The following is a 25808-nucleotide window of genomic DNA, read 5'->3' as shown; positions in this document are numbered from 1 at the left end:
CAGCTGATCCGCGACCACGTCGAGTTCCGCCAGAGCACCGGCCCGAGCCGGGGCGAGCTGCTCGTCGACCTCGTCGGGCCCGAGCACGAACTGGACCAGCGACCGCAGGAGGCCAGGGCGGTCCAGCCGGAGATCGGCGGCGACGAGGTTCCCGCGCCCGCCCCCGCGCCGCGGCAGGAACCAGCCCCCGCTCCGGCGGAACAACCGGCTCCCGCACCGGCTCCCGAGCCCCGCGCGCAGGCGCCCGCGGTGCCGACCACCAGGCTGCCCGCGGGAAGCGCTTCCCGCTTCGCCCGGCGCACCGACGCCGAAACCAGCCACTGGACGGGAGAGCTCACTCCCGGCCAGCCGTTCCGGCTCACCGACGACAGCCAGGCGGAGCTCGCGCAAGCCGCCGACGAATTCGCGGCCGAGGTGCACGAGCGCGCCGCGCGGGGAGAAGTGCTCGGCGACGTGCGCCTGCACCTGCGCCGGGTCGGCGGTTCCGCGCACGGGGTGCGCACCGAGGAGCACGCGTGGCTGGAAGGGGTCCTGCGGCGCGCGATCGAGGCCAGGGGGCCGGTACCGGATGGACTGCGCTTCACGTACCTGACCAACCAGGCCCCTCCCGGTCACCCGGTCACCATGCGGGCCGCGTTCCACAACACGCCGAACATCACCACGGAGAGCCTGCGGAACGCCCGCACGCTCACCGAGTTCTTCATGCCGAACTTCTCCGTGCTGTCGGAGACGGCGCGGCAGCGGGTCAGGTTGCTGGCCCAGGGCTTCGCCGGGCGGGTGCTGGCCGATCCGGAGGGCGACCACGGGACGCTGGTGGTCGGCGTGGTCAACCCCAGCGAGCGCAATGCCGGAGCCCGTCTGCAGGAGGTCCGCGACCTCGTTCGCAACGCCTTCGCCGAAGCGCGTGCCGGACACGAGGACGCCCCCGCCGTCAACCAGCTGCTGGCCGACCACGTCCGGTTCGACTCCCACGTCCAGCAGAACGCGTCGTCCGCCGTCCTGTTCGACGTGCGCCAGGGAGAGCAGCCAGGGCAGGACGAGCCGGCCGACGCGCCCGGCGAACGCGACGAGTCCAGCGAAAGCGACGAGTCCACCCCGCCCGCCGCGCCCCGGCCGCGCGCGCCCCGTGGACCCCGTGCACCCCGTGCGCCCCGCCAGGACGACACGAGGCTGAGGGGGCACTTCCACTCGATCAACGACCACACCGTGCGGCTGTTCGCGCCGGACGAGGAGGCGATCGAGGGCTTCGCGCAGCGCATCGGCACGGAGATCGCGGCGCTGGCACCGGACGCGGAACTGCCCGAGGTCCGCATCACGGTCGGCATCGCGAGCAACTGGCGGAACGAGACCGTCCGCCAGCGGGTGCGGCAGGAGATCGACCGCCGGCTGCACGGCGGCCTGGAGAGCGCGGGCATCGACCCCCGGAACCTGCCCATCACCTGGACCTGGACCAACGACCGCAGCGGCTACGACGGTGAGGTCCGCATCCGGTCGTACCCCACGACGGGGCGCACCGCGGACGACTACCGCGGCGCGCAGGAGCTGACCGGCGCCTTCCTCAGCAACGCCAGTTCGCGCACGCCGGCCGCGTTCGAATGGCGGCTGAACCGCGCGGCCGAGGGCTTCCTGTCGCGGCTGGCTGAAAGCACCGTGGACCGGCGTCCCGACCTGACCATCGACATCGCCGGCAGCCACGTCGTCGGGCCCGAACGCCAGCGTCAGGTCGAGGCGCTGGTGCGGCGGGCGCTGGCCGCGGCCCGCAACAACAGCCGCCGCCGGGCTTGGCTGCCTTCCGTCGACGAGATCATGCGCGACCGCGTGCAGGTCAGGTGGAATCCGGAGAACCGGCTCGGCCGCGGCGTCGACCTGCGGATGACCGAAAGCGTTCCGGCCGACGAGGTCGAGAGCCCGCCACGCATCACGGTCGAGGAGCCCGTGCCGGACGCGCCCGAGACCGGTGGACAGCAGGACGCCGAGTCCGGCCACGAGTCGTCCAGCCGGTCCGAAGAGGACTCCTCCGACACGTCGGACCAGGAGGACAGCCTGTTCGGGGGCCCGGACCAGGAGGACAGCCTGTTCGGGGGCCCCACTCCGGAACCGCCCGTGCAGCGGGGCGCGTCGGTGTTCGACGACGCGATGAGCCCGTTCGCGGAACAGATGCTGGCGGACCTGATGAACGGCCCGGACGGGCACGACATCGCTCCCCTGACCCGCGACGAGCCGGAGGTCTCGGACTCCGAGTCCGAAGTGGACGAAGCCGCGGTCGACGCCCTCATGGACGACGTGTTCGACTTCGAGGGCAACCAGGGCAGGCCGGAGCCCGAACCCGAGGACCCCTACGCGCAGTTCGACTGGAACGCCGTCTGGGACGACCCGTTCAGCCTGCTGCCAGAGCCGCTCGACTTCAGCACCCCGGCGCCACTGTCCCGTGGGCAGTCGGAGGCGCCCACGAACCGCTCCGGCGCCGACGAGATGGACGTCGACACGCCGCGTGCGGACCTCCCGCGCATCGAAGAAATCGGCGCGCCGGACACGTTCCCGTCGCTGGAGGGCTTCGACCCGAACCTCTTCGAGGCGGCGGGCTTCGACCTCGCCAACTTCGACCCTGGCATCTTCGACTTCGACAACTTCGATCCCGGGACCTTCGACCTCGACAACCTCGGGCAGCAGGAGACCGAGCCCGCCGCGTTCGATCTCAGCGCCTTCGACCTGTCGAACCTCGACCCGGAGGTCGCGCAGGCGTTCCTCGACGAGCTCGACGGGGGCGCCACCCCGCGCGCCGACCAGGGCGAGCCGGAGCCGGTGGCCCAAGGGCAGTTCACCCCCCAGGGCGGGCCGGTGCTCACCGCGGCGGACCGGGCGGCGATCGGCCGGGCCGCCGGTCAGCTCGCCGGGCTGGTGGCGCAGGGGCACCGGTCCATCGACGTGGTGCTGGACCTCAACGGCCCGGCCGAGCGGATGGCCCAGCCGCACGCCCGGATGCGGGAGGTGATCGACGAGGCGCTGCGCGAGACCACGGACGGCATCCTCGGCCTCGGCGGGTTCCCGGTGGCGTCGACGGACGAGCTGTCGTTGCGCTTCCGGCAGAACACGCGGCAGGACGCGCCGCAGAGCGAGTACGGCAGCTGGGGGCTGCGGCTGCTGCCGTCGGCGCGGCCGGAGGGCTGGGACAGCCTGTACGACGTCACCCCCGAGCCGGACCGGGCCAACCTGACCGCGCCGCAGGAGCCGACCGCGACCCCGGCCAGCACGGGCACCGAGCTGGCGAACGCGCTGACGGCGCTGAACTTCGACGGCACGCCGGCGCTCGGCTCGCTGGAGGGCTTCGACCCGAACCTCTTCGAGCAGGTGGGCTTCGACCCGGCGAACTTCGACCCGTACGACTTCGGGTTCGGTCTTCCCGAGCAGCCGGACCCGAACGCCCCGTTCGGCCTGACCGACGCGCAAGTGCAGGCGGTGCTCGACGAGCTCGCCCAGCAGCCCCAGCCCGAGCCGACCCCGCTGGAGCGGCTGGCGGCGAGCGAGCCGATGGCCCGTGGCGAGTTCACCGAGCAGGGCGGGCCGGCGCTCGCCCCGGCGGAGCGGGCGGCCATCGGCGAGGCCGCGGGCCGGCTCGCCGGCTGGGTCGCGCAGGGGCACCGGTCGTTCGACGTGCTGCTGCACCTCAACGGCCCGGAACAGCTGGCGCCCGCGCACATCCAGATGGTGGCGGCGGTCGGCAGCGCGTTCCGGCAGGCGGTGGACGACATCCTCGGCGGCGGCGGGTTCCCGGTGCGCTCGTCGCAGGAGCTGTCCCTGCCGCTGCACCGCGGCGGCCGCACCGACGCGCCCGAGAGCGAGTACGGCAGGTGGGAGCTGCGGCTGCAGCCGTCGGACGCGGCGGCGCCGCGGGCCGAGACGCCGGAGGCTCCCGCCATGCCCACGGCTCGCGGCGAGTTCACGGAGCAGGGCGGGCCGGTGCTGTCGCCCGAGGACGCGGCCGCGGTTGACGACGTCGCGACCCGCCTCGCCGGGATGGTGGCGCAGGGGCACCGGTCGTTCGACGTGCACCTGAACCTGAACGGCCCGGCGGAGCAGCTGGCGAACGTGCACGCCCAGATGGGGACCGCGATCGGCTGGGCGTTCCAGCAGGCGGTGAACGGCGCGCTGGGGCCGGACCGGTCGACGGCCGACCTGAGGCTGAACTACCTGCAGGACGTGCGGGAGGACGCGCCGGAGAGCGACTACGGCCGTTGGGAGCTGCGGCTGGAGCCCACGGCGGGTGCGCCGCGGGAGCGGCCGGACGACTTCGACAGCCTCTACGACGTCACCCCCGAGCCGGAGGGCAACCGCGCGCCGCAGCAGCAGCCCGCGGTCGAGCAGAACGAGCCGGTGGCCGGTGGCCAGTTCGCCGATGAAGGCGCGCCGGTGCTGTCGCCGCCGGAGCGGGCGGCGATCGGGCAGGCCGCCGCCCAGCTCGCCGGGCTGGTGCGGCAGGGGCACCGGTCGTTCGACGTGGCGCTGCACCTGGATGGTCCGGACCAGCTGACGCCCGAGCAGATCGGGATGATGGCGACGGTCGGCGGTGCGTTCCGCGAGTCCGTGGACGACATCCTGGGCCGGGGCGGGTTCCCGGTCCGGTCCTCGCGCGAGCTGACGTTGTCGCTGCATCGCAGCGGGCGACCGGATGTGCCCGCGAGCGAGTACGGCAGGTGGGAGCTGCGGCTGGCGCCGTCGCAGCCGGCCGTGCAGCAGCAGCCCGCGGCGATGCACGGCGAGCCGCTGGCCGGTGGCGAGTTCACCGAGCGCGGTGAGCCGGTGCTGTCCCCGCAGGACCGGGCCACGATCGGCCGGGTCGCCGGCCGGCTCGCCGGGCTGGTGCGGCAGGGGCACCGGTCGTTCGACCTGTCGATGCACCTCAACGGGCCGGAGCAGCTGGCTCCCGTGCACAGCCGGATGGTCAACACCGTCGCCGACGCGCTCCGGCAGTCGATGGACGACATCCTGGGCCGCGGCGGTTTCCCGGTGCGGTCGGCGCAGGAACTGGCGGTGTCGCTGCGCAGCCAGGCGCGGGCGGACGCGCCGCCGAGGGACTTCGGCAGGTGGGAGCTGCGGCTGGAACCGGGCCGGGCCGCCGAGCAGCCGGCCGCCGTCGCCCCGGTGGGCCAGGGACGGTTCGACACCGCGCGCCCGGAGCAGCTGACCCCGCGCGACAGCGCGACGGTGGGCGCGATCGCGAGCCGGCTGGCCGCGCTGGTGGCGCAGGGGCACACCGCCTTCGACGTGCAGCTCGACCTGCACGGGCCGGCGGGCCAGGAGCACAACCGCATGTCCAACGCGCTGGGCCGGGCGATCCAGGGAGCGGTGGACGACGTCCTGGGCCGCGGCGGTTTCCCGGTGCGCTCGGCGGGCGAGCTGACGTTGCACTTCCGCCGGGAGGCGCTGCCGGACGCACCGGTGAGCGACCACGGCAGGTGGGACCTGCGGCTGCAGCCGGCGGCGGAGTCCGCCGCGACGCAGCGGCCCGGCGCGGGGCCACGCGGGCCGGAAGCTCCCGCGGCACGGCCCGCCGAGAGCGAGCTGGCCCGCTACGTGCGGCTGTCCGGCGCCCCGGTGCTCGCCCAGGGCCAGTTCACCGAGCAGGGCGGCCCGGTGCTCACGCCGGGCGAAACCGCGGCGGTCGGTGCCGTCGCCGCGCAGATCGCCGGGCTGGTCGGGCGCGGCCACACCTCGGTCGAGGTGCTGCTGACCCTGCACGGGCCCCGGTCGATGAGCCAGGCGCACGGCCAGATGTCCGGCGCGGTCGGCGAGGCCGTACGCGGCGCGGTCGACCAGATCCTGCGCGGGGGCGGCTTCCCCCTGCGCTCCGCCGACGACCTGACGTGGAACGTGCACCAGCGCGTGGTCGCCGGATCGTCGCGCGCGGACTACGGCAGGTGGGAGCTGCGGATGCAGCCCACCACGCCGGATGCCGGTCCGCAGCACACCGCCGACGGCGCCGGGAACCGGCCCGCGACCACCGCGGAACCGGGCCCGGACGAGCGGACGCGCGAGGACTCCTGGTGGGCGCGGGAGGACCAGCGCCGGCGTGAGCAGCAGGAGGAGCAGGCTCGGCTGGACGAGCAGCGGGCCCGTGAGGCGCGTGAGGATTCCTGGTGGGGCCGGGAGGACCAGCGCCGGCGTGAGCAGCGGGAGAACCAGGCTCGGCTGGACGAGCAGCGGGCCCGTGAGGCGCGTGAGGACTCGTGGTGGGGCCGGGAGGACCAGCGCCGGCGTGAGCAGCGGGAGAACCAGGCCCGGCTGGACGAGCAGCACCGGGCCGAAGCGGAAGCCGAGCGGCAGCGGGCCGAGGAAGCCGAGCGGCAGCGGGCCGAAGAAGCCGAGCGGCAGCGCAGCCGTGCCGAAGCGCGGCAGCAGCGGACCCGCGCGGCGGCGGAGCGCCGTGCGGAGGAGGAGCGGCGCCGCGCCGCCGCGGAGGCCGAGCAGGAGCGGATCCGCGAGGCGGCCCGGCAGCGGCGCCGTGCCCTGGACGAGCGTCGCCAGGAGGTGGAGGCCCAGCAGCGGCGCCGCGCCCTGGACGAGCAGCGCCGCCAGGAAGTGGAGGCCCAGCGGCGGCGTTCGCGGGCCGAGAGCCGGTCGGAGGCCGAGCTGCTGGCCGCGCAGGAGCCCCGGCAGCGGCGGCTGAGCGAGGACACCCGGCGCGCGGCCGAAGCGCAGCCCACCCAGGCGACGCAACCCACCCACGCCACGCAGGTCACCCAGCCCACGCGGACCCTGCAGCCGACGGCGCCGCGACAGCCCGTGGTGCGGGCCCGTGGGCGGATCGAGGACGTGCGGCAGCCGCGACTGTCCGAGTCCGACCGGGCCGCACTGCGGGTCGGGGCGCGCGCGATCGTGCGCGAGGCGATGGCCGTCCCCAATCGCGGCCGCGAGGGCATGGACCTGCGGATCGACGTGCGGCAGCTGCCGAGCCGGGTGGCGGAGCAGCGGTTCGAGCAGGTCGCGGAGATGCTGCGGGAGGAGGTGCCGAACGAGCTGCGGGCGGCGCTGGACGAGCTGTTCCCGGCGGAGCGGTACCCCGACCGTCCCGAAGCATGGGAGCTCAGCTTCAACCCGGTCACGGGCAACAACGCCAACCACGGCACCTGGGAGCTGGCCGTCCACGACAGTCCAAGGCGGACAGTCGACTCGTACCGCGCGCAGAGCGATTTCACGACCCGCGTCGAGGGGCCGGGCGGGATCGCGGTCAGCAACCGCCGCCGGATCGAGTGGATGGCCGAGGGCTTCACCGACGCGATGGTCGCGGCGCGCGACGGGCAGCAGCCGCGGCTCGACATGACGGTGCACCTGCTGCGCTTCCCGGGCGGCGCCCTCGACTCGGCGGAGCGCGGCGCGCCGTTCCGCGCGATCGTCGAGGCCGCCGTCCGGCGGCGCCTCGCCCAGTACCCGCAGGGCCGGACCGGGCTGACCGCCGAGCAGGTGCTGGACCGCGTGGACGTGCCGGTGCGCGAGCACCTGAGCGCGATGGAGCCGATGATCGGCACCGTCCAGGTGCACGTCGACGGCCAGCGGCCGGAGACCGGGCCGTTCGGCCCGGACGCGCCGCGCGGCGTGACGATGGACCGTCCGGCCACTGTGGACAATCCGGTTCCGTTGGCGGACCTGCTGGGCCCGGAGCACATCGAACTGTCCGATGTGGACTTCGTGCCGCTGACCGACCGTGACGGCAACGTCAACGGCGTGTTCTTCCCCGGCCCGGGCGAGGCCGAGATCGTGCAGTCGGCGTTCCAGCGCGGCGCGGGTGACCCGAACGCGTACACCCCGGTCATGCACCACGACGAGGGTGGTTTCTCGGTCTGGCGCAAGTCCGACGGGAAGCGGATCCGCCTCGACGAGGCCGGTGTGCTGCGGTTGCTCAACAGTACAGAGCTGCCGGGTGGTCAGGCGTGGCGCGACAAGCCCGAGCTGGTGGTGCTCAGCTGCCGCGTCGACGACCCCGCGCTGGGCGGGCGCCTGGGGAACCTGCGTGACCTGCTGCGGAAGGACGGCTACCACGGCGACGTCAGCGGTCCGTCCACCCGCGTGGAGATCCTCGAAGACGGCACGGTCCGCGTCCCCGACGGCGAGCGCGCGCAGCAGCGGTCGGTCACGCTCGCCTCCGACGAGCCGCCGCGGCTGCCCGCCATCCAGCGCGAGGCGTCCCGGTTCGTCGAGGAGCTCTTCGACGAGCTCGACGAGCGCGTCGAGCCCGTGCTCCCGTCGTCGTTGCGGCGCCAGAGCAGCTGGGTCTCGCTGCGGTCGGCGCATTCGGACGTGGTCGACGAGCGCACCATCGAGACCCAGTACGGACTTTCCCAGCGCGACCAGCACCGGTTCCAGAAGATGGTCGACCGCTTCGGCGTCGTCATCGACGTGCGGCCCACCAACCCCGCCTCCGTCACGTGGCGGGCCCGCGGCGCCGTACCGAAGCCGGCGGAGATCAAGGCCAAGACGATCACCGAGCTCGACGTCCACCTCGGCGTGCCGCGGGAGCGGATCGGGCTCGTCGGCTACTTCGAGCCGCAACGGCCGGATCTGGCGAACGTGCCGGAGTCACTCCACGAGGCGGTGCTGCAGCGGTACGACAACCGCTCGCGGGAGTACGCCGAGCTGGCGGACCCGATGCGGGAACTGGCCGAGCAGGGCCGGTTCCGGGTCGTCGACGGCCTGGTGCAGCAACGCAAGGACGACGAGTTCCGGAACATCACCGGCGACAACGACCTGTACGACATCCGGCTGCCCGAGGACGGGGCGAGCCTGCACCAGGCCGACTACGAGCGCATGGTGTACCTGCTCACCGGCCGGGAGATGGGCGTCGAGCACGGCGCGGTCAAGTACTGGAAGCCGGAGACCGAGTTCCAGCGCAAGATCCTCGACGACATCGAGGAGCAGCACCGCGCGGTCCCGGTCGTCCGGTTCGGGCCCGGGCTGCCGCCTTCGCTGGTCCACCTCGGTATCGAGCAGGACGAGCGCCGCCCGTCCGCGGCACCGGTCGCGGCTCCCGCCCCGCGGCCCAACCTGACGCTCTCCTACCGGCCGGAGCCCCTGGGCGCGCGGCTCTTCGAGTCGTTGCGGCCGGTCGAGACGCAGCGGCACACCGACGGGGCGTTCCCGGTCTTCGGGCGGCAGGACAGCGACTTCGTCTCGCAGTACCGGCCGGAGCTGCGCACCGCCGGCGACGGGACACTGGGCATCAACGGCACCCGGTCGGTCGACGGGATCGAGGGGGCCAACGAGGCCAAGGAGTTCTTCGCGACCTCCGACGTGCTGGACCAGGCCCGGAAGGCGTTGCGGCGCACCGGAACCGGTATCGAGCTGGAGGTGCAGGAGACCCGGCTGGTGCTCGACCAGGACGGCCGGGAGCAGGTGCTGCACCGCGTCGTGCCGCGGCTGCCCGACTACCTGAGCGACGTCTGCATCGACTTCTCGACCGTCGTGCACGGCGCCACGGCGGACACCCTGCTGTTCGGCGACGCGGACGGCGAGCGGGTGACGACTCCGGCCGACGCCACCGACGGCCTGGAGGTCACCGGCGCCTTCCATCTCGCCGAGGGGCTCGCGGAGATCGTCGAGCACGGCCGGTTGTCCGATGTGGACGCTGATAGGGCCGCCGAGCTCGCCGCGCGGGACCAGCGCGAAGTGGGCGGCACGCCGGGCCGCCCACTGCCGGGGCGCCGCTACGGGCAGCTGCTCAACCACGCGCCGCAGCTGCGGGAACAGCGTGAGCGGCTCGACGAAGCCGCCCGGCGGATGGGCGTGAACCAGTTCGCGTGGGCCAAGCCCGGCCAGATGTACCTGCGGGTGTCGGTGCCGGACGAGGGCCCCGACGGCCGTCCCGACTACACGGTCAACGCGGCTCGCGGTGGCGAGCACGCGACGCACGGCTACCACTTCGCGACCGTGATCGCCGAGAGCGCGGACGGCCGGACGCAGATCACGCTGGAGAACTACGCGCGCGGGGCGGAGCTCGACCGCGCCGTCCGCGACGGCATCAACGCCAACCTGGGGCAGCACCGGGGAGAGCTCCAGCGCGTTGCCGCGGACCTGGGCGCCCGGGCGGAGCAGGCGCGCTCGGCGGGCGACACCGCCGAAGCGGCGCGGCTCGAACGCCACCGCGAACTGGCGGACGCGCTCGCCGGACTGGAGAAGACGGGGTACGACGACGCCGAGCCGGAGGCCCGGCAGCGGGCCTGGCGGGCGATGGCCGCCGAGCTCAACACCCTGCCCGCCGGGCAGCGGTGGCACTTCCGGATGTACACCCGGGAACCGGGCGAGACGTTCTTCGACCAGCAGGCACTGCTCTACGAGCCCTACGGCAGGGCGCCGGGCGTCAACCCGCTGGTGACGGTCGCCATGGGCGGTCTGCACGGCAGGCGGACCGCGAGCGTGTGGTTCGAGCCGGGAGCGCGGACCGTTTCCCACGAAACGCTCGCCGGTGTCCGCCAAGCCGCGCGGGACACGGCTCGTGCGGCGGTGCTCCGGGCGGACCTCGGCATGACCGCCCCGAAGATCACGGTCACCGGTTACGGCAGCGGCCGCCGCCGCAGCAGCCTCTTCGGCCCCGGGGTGGTCGAGACGATCGCCCAGCGGCGCGCCGACTACCTGCTCGACCACTTCCGCGCCGCGCTGACCGAGGAGCTCGCCGCGCTGCAGGGCGACCACGTCACGGTGCGCCCGGAGGACATCGAGCTGCGCACCGAGACCGCCCAGGCGCCGGCCCACCTCGCTCCCGAGGACCAGCGCCGGGCGACCGTCGAGGTCACCTTCGACGACCCGCGGCACACCCCGGAGCAGCAGGCCGCCACCGGCTACGACGCGGTCGCGCACGGGCTGACCCGGCTGGAGCTGCCCAGGTCCGAGGTGCGGGCCAGGATCGCCGAGTTCGCCGCACTGGCGAGCGACGGCAAGCTGGAGCACCACCCGCTGCCCGAGGGCACCCGGGACCAGCTGGTCGCGCTCGACCGCTCGCTCGGCCGGCTCCCCGCGCGGACGAGGGACCGGGTGCGCACCCTCGTCAATGAGGCATTGCTGGCCGCCTCGGTGGTGCCGACCAGGGAACAGCCGCGCCGCCCGAAGCGCTCCGACGGCGGGGTGGAGGTGGATCGCCGGACGATCCAGCCGGTCACGCCCGCCCGGCTCACGCAGCTGCTCGACGACCTGAGCACGCACGTCTCCCGCGGTGAGGACCCGTTCACGGAGCCGACCTCGCCGGTGTACGGGCTCGTGCTGCCGCCGTCCGCGGAGCTGCCGGTGCGCCTGACCGGGCTCGGCACGATGAACCTCAGCGCCCCGGCGCGGGCGGCGCTGGCGGGCCAGCCGTTGTTCACCGCGCTCGTGCGGAACCCGGCGGCGCTGACCGAAGCGTCGTTCGCGGCCGCCGGCCACGAGGAGCAGTACTTCCTCAACACGTGCGTCGCGGCGGCGGTCGACGCGGCCGTGCGCAACAGGGTGCCGTCGCTGGCCGGGCTGCTGCAGGTGGGCCGCGCCATGGCGGACGCCACCGAGCACGGCCTCAACCGGGTGCGCCCCGAGGTCAAGAGCCGGTCGGACCGGCCGTTCGGCCGCACCCAGGAGGAGATGGTCCGCAAGCGGGTCGCCGACGCGCGCGCCGAGTTCACGGCCATCGAGCGGCAGGCGCTGCGGCTGGTGGACGCCGACCAGGGCGACCCCGCGGTGCGGCGGCAGTGGCGGGACCTCAGCGAGCGCTGGGGCCGGTCCATGCAGAAGCTGGCCGCCGCCGACCTCAAGACCGACCGCGTGCCGGTACTCACCAAGAAGGTCGTCCGCGGCGAGTGGTGGACGAGTCTCGCGCTGACGTCACCGCTGATCGTGGACCGCGGCGGCCGCAGGCTCAGCGGGGTCGATCACGAGTCCTACCTCGGCAGGCTCCAGTCGCAGCTGGCGCTGGAGCCGGACGGCACGCTGTTCGGTGCCGGCGAGCTGTTCGGCGAGCGGCAGCCGGGGGTGTTCCTCGCCGACGGGCTGGAGACGCCGGAGCAGTGGGCGGAGTTCTGGCGGCAGGTGTCGGCGGACGGCGGGGCGCTGCTGAAGACGCCGGACCACGACGTCTACCTGCAGGCGACCACTGTGGACGATCGCCCGGTGTTCGTCATGAACAACCCGATGAACTCCTACCCGGCGCTGCTCACGCCGGAGGAGCTCGCCGCGTGGGCGGACTCGTCCGACGTGCAGGCGAACCCCAAGTTCTTCCCGCACCTCGCCGACGACACGAGCGTTTCGTCCGAGGACACGGCACCGGAGCACGCCGGGCAGCCCGAGGTCGTGCCGGTGCGGCGCCCGTCGGCGGGACGGCGGTTCAGCTCCTCCGACGGTCTGCTCCAGGTGCCCGTCCGCCACTCGTCCGGCGGCCACCCCGGCGCCTTCTTCCCGACGACCGAGACGCCGCTGGAGACGTTCGCGAACTGGCGCAACGTCTTCGACACCCCGATCCCCGAGGTGCCGGAGTCCGCCGAGGAGGGCGGGCTCTCGGTGCCGAAGGTCGTGGTGGAGCCCGCGCCCGAGGACCGGCCGTCGTCCGCCGACACCCACGTCGGCCCGCACGACGAGCCCTCTCCCCTCGAACCCGCGCCGAGCGGCGATCCGGACGAGACCCAGTCCGACGACGGCACGCTTTCGCGCCCGACCAGCCCGTTCGACGGCGAGTTCGCGGACGACTGGCGGAACCCGCTGGACGACGACAGCGAGTCGCAGGCCAGCGAGCCGCCCAGCGAGCACCCCGGCGACACCGGGCCGGACATCGAAACCGTGCACTGGTACCCGCTGGTCGACGCGCACGGCCGGGACTACGGCATGGGCTTCGCCTCGTCGAGGCAGCGCGGCGGGGACATGGTCTCGGCCATCAAGGCGTCGACCGACCACGCGGAGCGGGTGCTGGCCGTCCGCTCGCCGAACGAGGACGGCACCACCACCGTCACCGAAGCCGTGCAGGACTGGGCTCCCGCGACCGACGGCGACCGCACCCGCCCGCTGCACCTGTTCCTGGAGAGCGAGGACGGCCACTTCCTCGTGGCCGACAACGACGGCGAAACGGTGTCGCGGCTCAGCCCGGACGCGATGGCGGAGATGGTCGCGACCACCGCCTTCTTCCGCGACGCGGCGAGCGGCCCGGTCCGCCCGCCGCTGGTCGTGGCCACCCACGACGTCAGCCCGAACGCCGCCACGCACGAGCTGAACCAGCGGTTCCTGACGAAGCTGCGCGAGCTGACCGGGCCGTGGCAGGCGTTCGAGCACACCGGACGGCTCACCTTCGAACGCGACTTCGGCGTCGTCGGGATCGAGCGTGGCGGCCGGTTCGCCGAATCCCTGCCGAGCACCGGAGACGTCCGGTTCGCGGCCGAGGGCCCGGCCTTCGCGGTCTCCGCGACGTCGGGTGACGCCGCGGCGCGAGCCGCCGCCCTCGCCGACGGCACGGCGTCCCTCGAAGGCCCGTGGGGGAACGAGGAACCGCTGTACGTCGTGCTGGACGGCGAAGCGCGGCACGCACTCGCGGGACTCGAGAACGGCCAGGACCTCGAACTGGGTGGCCGGGCGATCGGGCGGATGATGCTCGCCAATCCCGCCTTCCGGGCACAGCTGGAAGCCGACCCGACGCGGCCGGTCGTGGTGCTCTCGAAGGATTCGGGACTGCGCAACGACATCGGCGGTCTCGGCTTCGACTTCGCCGGTGCCCTGCACGAGGCCGGCTTCCACCCGACGGTGTACGGCGTCAAGGGCGACGTCGGCGAGCACGCGAGCTATGTCCCGGTTTCGCGGCTGCGGGCCGGCGACCTGGAGACCACCGACATCCACCGGCCGGACGGGACGCTGGCCGCCCGGCTCGTCCGGACCCCGGGCGACGAAGAGGTGCTCCGGCGCCTGCAGCGCTGGGCCGAGCAGAGCAACGAGTTCACCATGGGCACTTTCACCCGCGGCGACGGCAGCGAAGCCGCCGCGCCGTGGGACCGCGCGCCGGCGCTTCTGGTCGCGCAGCGCACGCCGCGCGGTTACCTCGGGATGCGCCGGGACGGGACGGTGGGTTCGGTCAGCCCCGCCGAGCTCGCCGACGTCTTCCGCGACGACCAGAGCCTGCGCGAGGCGCTCGGCACCGATCCGACCCTGCCCTACCTGCTGGCCGGGCTCGGGGGCCCCACCATCGGGCTGGAGGAGTTCGCGGAGGGCATGGCGCGCGGTGGTTACGCCCGCACGGCCTACGCACCGCAGGGCACACTGACGTTCCGGCCGGGCGGGTCGCTCGGGGTGCAGGGGCCGGGCTTCCGGGCGATCGAGCCGGACGCGCCGCGGCCGGAGGACATCGTCAGCTACCCGAGCGCGAACGAGCGCCTCGGCACGTTCGGCCAGTTCTTCCCGAGCGGGGACTTCGACGGCGCACACATGGGGCTCGCCGCGGTCGGAGAATCCCGGGCGCAGCAGCAGTACTACATCCGGGAGATTCGCCGCCCCGACGGGGAGGGCGGCTACCAGTACCGAAAGGAGCCATTCCGCGCGCCGTGGGCCGGTCGCGACCCTTGGTTCACGGACGGCCACGGGTCCTCCAGTGGACTTGCCTTCGCCCTGTCCACTGGTGACTCCTACCGCCGCGGCGATGCTGTCGAGCTTTCCGGCGATCCGGCGGCGGCGGCGATCTACGGCAGCGAGATCTACCGGCAAGCGCAGCCCGATCCGGACGCCGGGGTGGTGCTGGGGCAGTGTGCCACCAACGTGAACGCGGCCGGGGTCGCCGAGCCCACGGTGGCTTTCAGTGTCCGTGAGGCGTGGGAACGCGAAGCTGGCCCGACGATCATGTGGGCGGCATCGGAAGTAGTCAGGGTCAAGCGGGACGGTGAGCGGACGGTCGAGCGGGGAGGCGCGTTCCTCGAAGCCGTCGCGCCCGGCGTCAAGCCTGGCCAGCCGCAGCCGCTGTTCGGCGGTTTCGAGCACTTTGACCCGGACGGCTTTGACGACGCTCTGAGCGAGCCGGACCTGTCCGACGGTGAGCACGTGCCTGAGCCGTCGTCGCCGCGGGGGCCGCGGATCCGGTTCGACGAGACGTTCGAGGGCTGGTCCGACGACGAGGACGCCGCGTCGGACGCGGGCGAGCACGACGGCGAGTCGGTGGCCGAGGAGCCGTCGTCGCCGCGGGGGCCGCGGATTCGCTTCGACGAGACGTTCCAGGGCTGGTCCGACGACGAGGACGCCGCGCTCTCGGAGCACAGCGACGCGGCATCCGAGGACGGCGTCGTCATGGACGCCGCGCCCACGCCGCCCGGGCCGTTCCCCCACGTCGATCCGTCCGAAGTGGACTTCGTGCCGCTGCGGGACCGTGCGGGCAACGTGCGCGGTGTCGGCTTCCCGCGGACGGACCGCGAGCGTGTCGTGCTGCAGGAAGCCTTCGAGAACGGCGCCGGCGTGCCGGACGAGTTCGCCACCGTGATCCACCACGGTGAAAGCGGTTTCTCGATCCGCAAGAAGAGCGGCGAGATCGTGCCGCTCGACGAGCGCGGCGTGGTGCGGCTGCTCACCAGCATCGAGCTGCCCGGCGATGCCGGCTGGCAGCAGCGCGCGGCGATGGTGTTCGTCAGCTGCCGGGTCGACAGCCCGCAGTCCGGCCGCCTCGGAACGCTGACGAACCTCCTCCGCGACGTCGGTTACCGGGGCGGCGTCCGCGGCTTCGACAGCCGCGTCGAGGTCCGCCGCGATGGCACGGTGCGCCCGTTGCCGGACGGCGCCACACCGGACGAGGACTCCGCCGTCTTCGAAGCGCCTCGCGACGAAGACGAGGTGCTGCGCGGCGGAGGCGGCGGACTCGGCACCGGCAAGGCGGGCCGTGGCCCCGGCGGGGGCGGCGGCGTTCCCCGTTCGGCACCGCTGCAGGGCTTCGCCAACACCAACTGGTCGGACAGCGACAGCGACGCCGGTTCCATCGTCGGTGGCACGGGCCTGGGGCTGGGCAACACCTTCGGCCTCGGCACCGGGCTCGGCCTCACCGGTCCGGACAGTGACGCGGCGTCACTGTCCAGCGACACCGGCTCCATCGCCAGCGGCACCGGGCTCGGCCTCGGCACCGGGCTCGGCCTCGGGCTCACCGCGGCGGCAGGCAGCACCGCTTCGCTGGCCAGCGCGAGCGGCGCGTCCTCGATCCACAGCGTGGCGTCGGCGACCGCGGACCAGCTCGCCCGCGACCTGGCGAACGTGGAACTGGGCCGTCAGCGCACCTACCACGTCGACCCGGGCGGGCCGCGCCTCGCCGACCCCGCCGAGGCGTCGGACCTGCGGACGCTGGCGAGCGTGCTGAACACGTCGGTGTCGCTCCAGCACGCCGACGGCCTGCCCGCGCCGCGGGTCGAGATCACCGGCACGCAGCAGGACGCGCGGGTCGTCGCGGACCTGCTGCGCGCGGAACTGCTGGACGGCGACCCGTCGCGCGCGCTGCCGGACATCGTGGTGGTCCAGGGCCCGGCGGGCCACGTCACCGTCGACGTGTCGGTGCCCACCGAGCCGCGGACGTCGGTGCACGGCACCACCGCCCACTCGGCCGGCGGCCTCAGCTTCGACTCGGGCTTCACGTCGGAGAAGGCGGACTGGGACGCCCTGCACGCCGCGCTGCCGCCGAAGACCGGTCCGAAGAACCCGTTTTACGTCTACGCCACCGCCGTGGGCGACCAGTTCCTGCTCGGCGGGGCGCGGGTCGACGGCGCCACCCTGGCCCGGCACGTGCGGAACTCGCCCGCGTTCCAGCAGCACGTGGCGGACCCGACGGTGCCGGTGCGGCTGGTCGCCGCGGATCCCGCGCACCCGGACGAGTCGGCCCGCGCGGCGAAGGAGTTCGCGGAGGCGCTGCGCGACGGCGGCCCGTACCGGTCGGTGACCGCGGCGACCGACCGGCTGGAGCTGGACGCGACCGGCACGGCGGTGCCCGCGAACGGCGGGTCCTTCGAGCTGGTGTCGGAGATCCGGCCGGACGACGTGCTGTGGGTTTCGCTGAAGGACACGAACGACCGCCAGTTCGGTATGGGCTTCGCCTCGCCGCAGCGCCTCGCCGACAACGAGGTCCACAAGCTGAACCTCACCACCGACCACAGCATGCGGGCGGTGTACGAGACCGAGGTCGACGCGGCGGGCGAGAAGCGGAAGACGCCCACCACGCAGGCGTGGGCCGCGGCGACGGACGGCGCCCGCACACGCCCTGCCGAGTTACTCCTGGACAGCACCGGCGACAGGTTCGACGTGCCGTTGAGCGACGGGAGCACCTGGCAGCTCGCGCCCGAGCAGACCGCCGAGCTGATGGCGAAGTCGTCGGCGTTCCAGCAGCTGACCGGCGGCCCGACCCGGCCGCCGCTGCTCGTGCTGACCCGGGACGGCGCGGCGCAGGGCACGCCGAAGAGCGCGGCCAACGACCGGCTGCTGACGAAGCTGCGCGCGCTCACCGGCCCCTGGCAGACCTACGACTACAGCGGTTCTTACTCCTTCAACGACGTGGCCATGCTGTCCGTGCCGCGGGGCAGCGAGTTCACCGAAGGACCGCCCCCGGCGCTGGCCGACGTGGTGCACCAGTCGTCGGACGAGGTGTTCGGTTTCCCCGTGCCCGGCGGGGCCCGCGAGCCCGCGGCGGAGACGGCGGTGCTGGCGGACTTCATCGACGCGGTCGCGAACGGCACCGCCGACCTGGACGGGGTGTGGGCGCCGAAGAAGCCGCTGATCGTCTCCGTCGACTCACCGGACGGCACGTTCGCCCGCATCGCCACGAGGGCCGGCGGCGTGCTCGAACTGGGCGGCCGGCAGCTCGGGAAGATGCTGCTGGCCGACCCGCGGTTCCGGCGGGCACTGGAGGCCGACCCGGAGCGGCCGGTGCTGCTGGTGGCCCGCGACGGCGGCACCCGGTCCAACTTCGGCGGCCTCGGCTTCGACTTCGCCGGTGCGCTGCGCGCCGAAGGGTTCTTCACCGACGTCTACTCGCCCGACGGTGCGGCGCGGATCGAGCCGGACAAGATCGGCACCAGCGGGCACACGGACTTCGCGCTGGTGTCGGACCTGCGGGCGGGCGACGTGCGGACGAGCGTGCTGAAGAACCGGGCCGGCGACCCGGTGGCGCTGTTCGTGCGCTACCCCGGGGACGGCCTCCAGTTCCGGCGGGCGAAGGAGTGGGCCGAGAACGCGGCGGCCGACCACCTGAAGACGTATTTGGTCAGCACGGGTTCCCTCCTGCACACGGCTGCCTCGCCGTGGCCTGCGGGTACGATGCCGGCGTTCCTGTTCGGCGGTGTCGGTCCCCGCGGCTACCAGGCCATCCGGAAGGACGGCGTGGTCCAGCAGCTCACCCCGGCGAAGCTGGCCCAGATCGTCCGCAACGACCCCGACCTGCGGCAGATGCTGGGCCGGGGCAAGGGACCCCGCAGCGACCGCCCGCTCGTGCTCGCCGCGCTGGACGGGGACACCACCGGCGTCGGGGAGTTCGCGCAGTCGCTGCTGCCCGGCGGCTACTCGCGGCTGGTCCACCACCCGCAGGGCTCGTTGTCGCTGTTGCGCAGCGGTGGCATCACCACGAACGGCAAGGACCTCAAGACCCAGGCGGCGGTCATGCCGGGGCCGGACGACATCGTCACCTACGCCATGGCCAACGAGACCCTGGGCGGCCACGGGCAGTTCTTCCCGCTGACGGAGAAGGACGCACAGGACATGTTCCTGCCCGCCCGGTACGACTCCGCCGTGCGGCAGCAGTACTACCTGCAGAAACACACCGAGAAGAAGGCGAACGGCACCACGGTCGAGCGCCCCGTCCCGGTGCTGGCGCCCTGGGCGGGCAGCACGGTTCCGGCGTGGTTCCTCGACGGGCACGGGCTCCGCGACGGGTTCACCTTCGGGCTCAAGACGGACCAGCCCCTGCACATCGGCGACACGGTGGTGGTCGACGGTGCCGCCAGTGCGCGGATGGTCGCCGGCACCGAGGTGTACCGGCAGGCCGGCACCGACCCCACCGCTCCGGTCGTGCTCGGCCAGTGCTGGCTGATGGCCGCTCCGGACGGGGCGAGCGAGGCTCCCGCGGAGCGGTTCAAGGGCGAATGGCAGCAGGTCAAGGGCCAGCCGGCCCGGGTCTTCGGTGCCACCAAGCCCGTTTTCGTCACCAACACGACCGCGACCCGCTCGATCGTGGACGGCGTGTTCACCGAGGCCCTGCCGGACGGGACGCGGCCGCCGGACGTGCCGCTGGCCGATCTCGCGGCGAACACCATCGGCGCCGTCGAGGCGACCTTCCCGAAGAAGGGCAAGGTGCTGTCGGGCCCGCAGGTCGCCGAGGTCCGCCAGGTCGCCCGGCAGGTCGCTCGCGCCGCGGCGTGGCGCAGGCGGCACAACGTGGACCTGCCGGAGGTGACGATCCGGGGCTGGGGCCACTCGGTCCTGGGCAGTTCGACGCGGGCCAAGGAGCTGGGCCAGGACCGCGCGGACGCCATGGCGGCGGTGTTCAACGACGAGCTGACCGCCGAGACGGTGCGGTTGAGCAGGCTGGGCCTGGACGTCCGGCCCGAGGACGTCACCGTCCGCGTCATCGGTGAAAAGGCGCCTTACGGCTACGGGCCGGTCGGGCAGGTCCACGTCCAGCTCGCGAAGCACGACCTCGGTGAGTCGGCCGTCAACCGGATCACCCGCGGGGACACGTCGGACGAGGCCATCCAGAAGCTCAACGAGGCGTTCGCGGCGCTCGCCCCCGGCAAGGCGGCGAACGGGGCGCAGCCGCCGTCCGGCGTCGGACAGGCGACCGTCGTCCACCCGCGGACCCTGACCGACAGCGACGCCGCGTCCGATGTGGACATGGACGCCCCGCCTGCGAAGAGGACCAAGCTCACCTCCGAAGCCGCCACGTTCCCGGCCGCGTCGAACGGGCTCGGTGCGGTCGCGTTCACCAGTGACCCGGCGGAGCTGGCCGAGTGGCGGGACGCCTACGACCAGATGCCGCCGAAGCCGATCGACAGTGTCCGCAACCCGTTCTACGTGTTCGCGACCGCGCGTAACGGCCGGTTCGTCGTGGACGGCGAGGTGCTCGACGGGGCCGGGCTCGCCCAGCGCGTCGCCGCGAACGAGGAGTACCGGAACGCGCTGGCGGCCGACCCCAAGCTCGTGGTGTCGGTGGTCGCCACCGATCCGGCGCACCCCGTCGAGTCCGAGCGCGCGCTGCGGGAGTTCAGCGAAGCCCTGCGCGGGAACGGCCCGTACCGCGAGATGCACGCCGCCGACCTGCCCGCTTCCGAGCAGCCGCAGTACGGCGGCTTCCACCGGATCTCCCGGCCGCGTCTCGACGACCTGGTCTGGGTGCCGCTGACCGACGCGCACGGGCGGAACTACGGCGTCGGGTTCCCGACGACCGACAGCACGGCCCGGGCCATGAAGTCCGGCGCGGGGCGCGCCACCGACAACGCCCAGCGCATGTACGCCCAGCACCCCGAGGACGACACGAGCTCCGCCAGCAGCAGCAGCTCCAGCCAGGACTCCGGCACCGGTGCCGCACCGGAGGAGAAGCGCACCGAGAAGATCGCGGCCTGGGCCGGTGCCGTCGACGGGGACCGCGCCCGCCCGCTGCACCTGCTGCTGGAGAGCACGGACGGCGTGTTCGTGGCCAGGATGAAGGGCAGCCGCGAGCTGGTCGAGATTCCCGAGGAGGAGTTCGCCGAGCTGGCTCTGGGCACCAGCGTGTTCGCGCAGGCGCGCCAGGACCCGGTGCGGCGGCCCATCGTCGTGGCCACCGACGACCAGGCGGCGGGCCCCGGCACGCACAACCCCAACCCCGGCCTGCTGTCCGCGCTCAAGAAGCTTTCCGGACCGTGGCAAGGCTTCTCGTACCACGGCAAGGTGTCGCTCGACGACCAGATCGGCGTACTGACGACCGACGCGGGCGCGGAGTTCGCCGAGACGCCGCTGGCGTTGCAGGACGTCGAGCACGTCTCCCACGACACGGTCTTCGGCTTCCCCACCGGCACCGGCACCGGCCGGGCCGCGGACGCGGACGAACTGCGGCAGTTCGCCGAAGGCATCGCCGACGGCACGGTGGATCACCGCGGCGAGTGGGGCGACCGCGAGCCGATCTTCGTCTCGGTCGACGGTGCACGTGACCACGCGAAGGTGGGCCTGCCGGGCGGGTTCCTCGCGGAGGTGGAAGGCCGTGCGCTCGGCAAGCAGCTGCTGTCGGACCCGGACTTCCTGGCGAAGCTGCGCATGGAGCCCGACCGGCCGATCGTCCTGGTCGGCGACGACGGTGCGGTGCGGAACAACCACGGCGGCCTGGGCTTCGACTTCGCGGGGGCACTGCGGGAGGTCGGTCTCTTCCCGGACGTCTACGCAGCCACCGGTGGCGCGCGGATCGAGGCGGGCGGGATCCGGCGGGCTCCCGGTACGCGGTTCGAGCTGGTTTCGGACTGGCGTGACGGCGACCTGCAGACGACCACCCTGACGAGCAACGACGGCACGGTCGCGGTCAAGGTGATCCGCTCGCCCGGTGACGACCAGGTGGTCCAGCAGTTGCGCGACTGGGTGCAGGCGGCGGACTGGCAGAGCCTCGCGACCTTCGTCGACGAGCACGGGCAGCGCCAGGAGGTGCCCTGGGTGACGCCGCCGGTGCTGGTCGTCGGCCGTCGCGGTCCCGGCGGGTACGTGGCGCTGCGGACGGACGGGCAGCCGGTGCAGGTGTCGCAGCGATCGCTCGGCCGGGTGCTGCGCGACGACCGCGCGTTGCGCTCGCTGATGCGGAACGACACCGAGATCCCGCTGCTGCTGGCCGGGCTGGACGGGGACACCCCGGCGCTGGACGAGTTCGCCGGGGAGATGCTGGGCGGCGGGTACTCGCGCACGATGTACCGGCCGGTGCGTGGCATGTCCTTCGCGCAGCCCGGCACACTGGCCGTCGCCGGCGGTTTCGACGAGCTCGCCCCGCTCGACCCCGGTCCGCGCGACCTGCTGAGCTACCCGCACGTGCGGTCGAACGGCACCGTGCACGGGCAGTTCTTCCCGTCGAAGTCCCTCGACGCGGCCTGGGACGCGCTGAACGGCATGCACTTCGACGGGGCCAGGCAGGACACCTACGTCCGCCAGGTCAGCCCGAAGAAGGGCGCTCTCAACACGCTCAAGTCGGAGCGGCAGACCAAGTCGCCGTGGGCGGGCCTGGACGTCTGGCTCTTCGACGGGCACGGTGACCCAGCGGAGGGCCTGGTCTTCGCGCTGACCACCGGCCGCCCCCACGTCCGCGGTGACGTCGTGACGCTGTCCGGGGCGAAGGCCGCGCACGCGGTGTACGCCAGCGAGATCTTCGTGCAGGCAGGTTCTCCTGACCTGCCCGTGCTGATCGGCCACTGCCAGGCCAACGCGGTGCACTCGCCGGGAACCGCCTCCGTGGCCCTGTCGATCAAGCAGGCGTGGGAGAAGGACTTCCGGCCGGTCACCATGTACGGGGCCGACCAGGACGTGTTGAACGCTCCCACCGGGAGCCGCACGGTGGTGCACGACGGCTACTTCCGCGAGGTGGGTGCTGTCAACTCCCCGGCGCCGCAGGACCTCGGGGCCGCGGGCCCGACCGGCCCGGCCGTGGCGAAGGGACCGTCGTCCACTGTGGAGGACCTCGGCGACGCGGCGATGGCGGAGTGGTCGGAGCCGATCCTGGAGGCGTCGGCGCGCGTCGAGTCGCGTGTGGACGGTGAGCTGGAGTCCGTGCGGCCGGTGGAGGAGGCGCGGGCTGAGGCGGAGCAGTTGGCGGGTGCTCTCCCGTCGGCGGTGTCCGGTGCGGACGAGGACACGCGTCAGTTCCTGCACGACGGCCTGGTGTCGATGCTCACCGACCTCATCGCCGGTGGCGCGAGCCGTGAAGAGGCGTGGGGTCACGAGGACGTCGCGCGGTTGCGGGAGACCGCGGAGTCGTTGCGTGGTGCGGTCGAAGAGCCGCATTACACGCGGGCGGAAGCGGCGATGGCGGATTGGGCGGAGCCGATCCTGGAGGCGTCCGGTCGCGTCGAGTCGCGTGTGGACGGTGACCTCGACTCGGTGCGGCCAGTGGAGGAGGCGCGTGCCGAGGCGGAGCAGCTGGTGGGTGAGCTGCCGTCGGCGGTGTCCGGTGTGGACGAGGACACGCGTCAGTTCCTGCACGACGGTCTGGTGTCGATGCTGACCGACCTCATCGCCGGTGGCACGAACCCGCGCGTCGCCTGGCACAGCCCCGAAGTCGTGCGACTGCGCAACACCGCGGAAGCGCTGCGTGGGCCGTCGGATGAACGGCACTACAGCCGCAACGCCGTCGAGATCCTGGGTCAGGTCCGCGCGCCCGAACCGACCGAGCCGCCGCGGGAGCACGTCACCGAAACCGTCGACGACGCCGGGACGAACGCCGTCGCCGAGTGGTCCGAGCGCATCGGCGACGCCCAGGAGCGCGTGGACTCCGCGCCGCCGCACGAGGTGGAGCGGGCCCGCTCTCTCGCGGAGCAGATGGTGCGTGCGCTGCCCGACGCGACCCCCGACGCCGACGAGGACATCCGGCTGTTCCTCCACGAAGGTCTCGTCTCGGTGCTCACCGACGCGATGCTCTCGGGTGCCTCGCCCCGGGCGGCCTGGCGGAATCCGGAGATCACGCAGCTGCGCGAGCTCGCGGAGTCGCTGCGCGGCCCGGTCGGCGGCGAGCCGCACTACACCCGCCTGCCGATGAGCGCGATAGCCGCGATCCGGGCCTACGAAGCCGCTCCGGCACCGGAACCGGCGCCGGAGCACCACGAAGCCCCGGAAGAAGACCTGGCCACCCTCGGCACGAACGCGATCGTCGACTGGTCCGGGCCCATCGGCGCGGCCGAGGAGCGGCTGGACTCGCACCCCGTGCCGGCGGAAGCGGCGCTGGCGCGGTCCCGGGCCGAGCGGCTCGTGGGTGCGCTGCCCGACGCCACGCCGGAGGCCGACGCCGACGTGCGCCAGTTTCTCCACGACGGCCTCGTGTCGGTGCTCGCGGACGCGCTGCTCGCGGGCACGCTGCCCAGGGTCGCCTGGGAGAACACCGCCGGATTGCGGCAGGTCGCGGAGTCCCTGCGGGGGCCGGAAACCGACAACGCGCACTACACGGTCGCGCCCATCCGCGAGCTGAGCGCGCTGCGCGAGGAGATGGCGCAGCCCAGCGAGCCGCAGCCGGTGGCGGAGTCGCGCCCCGAGGAACCGGACGACAACGTGTCGGAGGCCGGCGACGGCGGCCTCGCCGCCATCGCCACGAACGCGACGGTGCGGTGGTCGGAGCACATCGAGGCGGCCGAGGAGCGGCTGGCCGAGCGGGCGGAGTCCGCACCGCAGGAGGTCGAGCGGGCCCGGTCGCACGCGCAGCGCCTGCTGCGCGACCTGCCCAGTGCCGTCGCGGAAGCCGACGAGGACGTGCGCCGGTACTTCCACAACGGTCTCGTGACCCTGATGGCGGACTCGATGCTGACCGGTGCGCTTCCCCGGTCGGCTTGGGAGAACCCGACCGTGACGGAGGTGCGCCGCGTCGCGGAGTCCCTGCGCGGGCCGGTGTCCGGCGCCCCGCACTACACCATGCTGCCGGCGCGCGAACTGGCCTCGCTGTACACGGTTGCCGCCCGGCCGGCGCAGCCGGAACCGGCGCACGTGGCTGTGCCGGAGATGCCCGAGGAGGCCGAGGCCATCGACGCGCTGGTCTCGGACTCGGCAGGCCCCGCCGTCGCCGACCCGAGCCGGTTGTCCGGCTCGGTGGCGGGTTTCGAGGCCTACCTGCGCACGGCCACCGAGTGGCTGCCCGACGACCTGGAAGTCGACCGGCAGCACGCCGAGTGGCTCCTCGGTGAGCGCCCCGCCCCGATTCCGGGCTACGGTCCGGTCACCGCCGTGCAGCAGCGGCTGTGGCAGTCGATGACCGACGCGGTGGCCGCGCGACTGGCGCAGGGTGGCGACGGCCGCCTGCTGGCCGACGAACTGCGCAACCGGTTCGAGCAGCTGCGCACCTTCGACGACCTCGGTGCCTGGGCCAGGACGGAGCTGGCGAGGTTCCAGGACCAGTTCGACGAGGCGCGGCAACGGCTGCGCGAGGACGAGCAACGCGACGAGGCTTCCGGCTGGCGGGCTCAGCTGGCCCGGGAGCAGGCCGAAGCGCTGGCCGGCCCGCTGCCCCCGGCCGTGCCGGGTGGTGCGCCGGTGGAGGTCCGGCAGGCGTTCCACGAGGGCATCGTGACGATGCTGGCCGACCGCATCGCCGGTGAGATGCTGCCCGAGAACGCGTGGTCCGGCCTGCACGACGTGCGCCAGGCCGCGGAGATGGTCCGCAACAGCACCCGCTATCTCCAGGGAACGGTGGAGGGAAGGCCGTTCGGTGAGTTCCCCGAGCAGGGTGAGCCGGTCTACTCCGGACAGTCGCGAGAGGACGCTCCGCCGCGCTACGAGGAAACCCCGCAGGACATCGGGGACGCGCCGCCGTACGCGGACCTGCCGCCTGCCTACGAGGACGTGCCGCCGTTCGAAGAGCACGACGACGCGGTGCCCCCGTTGGAGCTCGCGAACCACGTGACGCGGCTGGCCGACTTCCTCCGCGAGATGCCGGGCCGCGACGCGTCTCCGTGGCGGGCGCGGATGCTGCCGCACGTCCTGCCGCCGGCGGGCCTGACGCCGGACGAGCTCGAACGCCGCTTCCCCGTGCACAACACCGTGTTGAGCGCGCTCGCGTACCAGGCGTACCTCGAACGCGACCTGCCGGACACCGGGCCCGAGACCGCCCGCCTGCTGCAGCTGCTCGACCTGGACGCGCTCACCGAAGCCCTGCCGAACGCGGCGAACCGCGA

General features: G+C 73.5%; 1 protein-coding gene (only partly in view). It reads left to right on the top strand.

The whole window is internal to a WXG100-like domain-containing protein gene (locus FHX82_RS08940; RefSeq protein WP_183176528.1) on the top strand: the coding sequence, 59421 nt in all, runs 17400 nt past the left edge and 16213 nt past the right edge, and what appears here is coding positions 17401–43208 (codon 5801, complete, through codon 14403, partial); the first complete codon in view begins at window position 1. The start codon and the stop codon both lie outside this window.

It is taken from the genome of Amycolatopsis bartoniae (genome assembly GCF_014191255.1).
Classification (GTDB): domain Bacteria; phylum Actinomycetota; class Actinomycetes; order Mycobacteriales; family Pseudonocardiaceae; genus Amycolatopsis_E; species Amycolatopsis_E bartoniae.
Note: the sequence above shows the minus strand (reverse complement) of the source record. Positions and strands in the feature narration are given on the sequence as shown.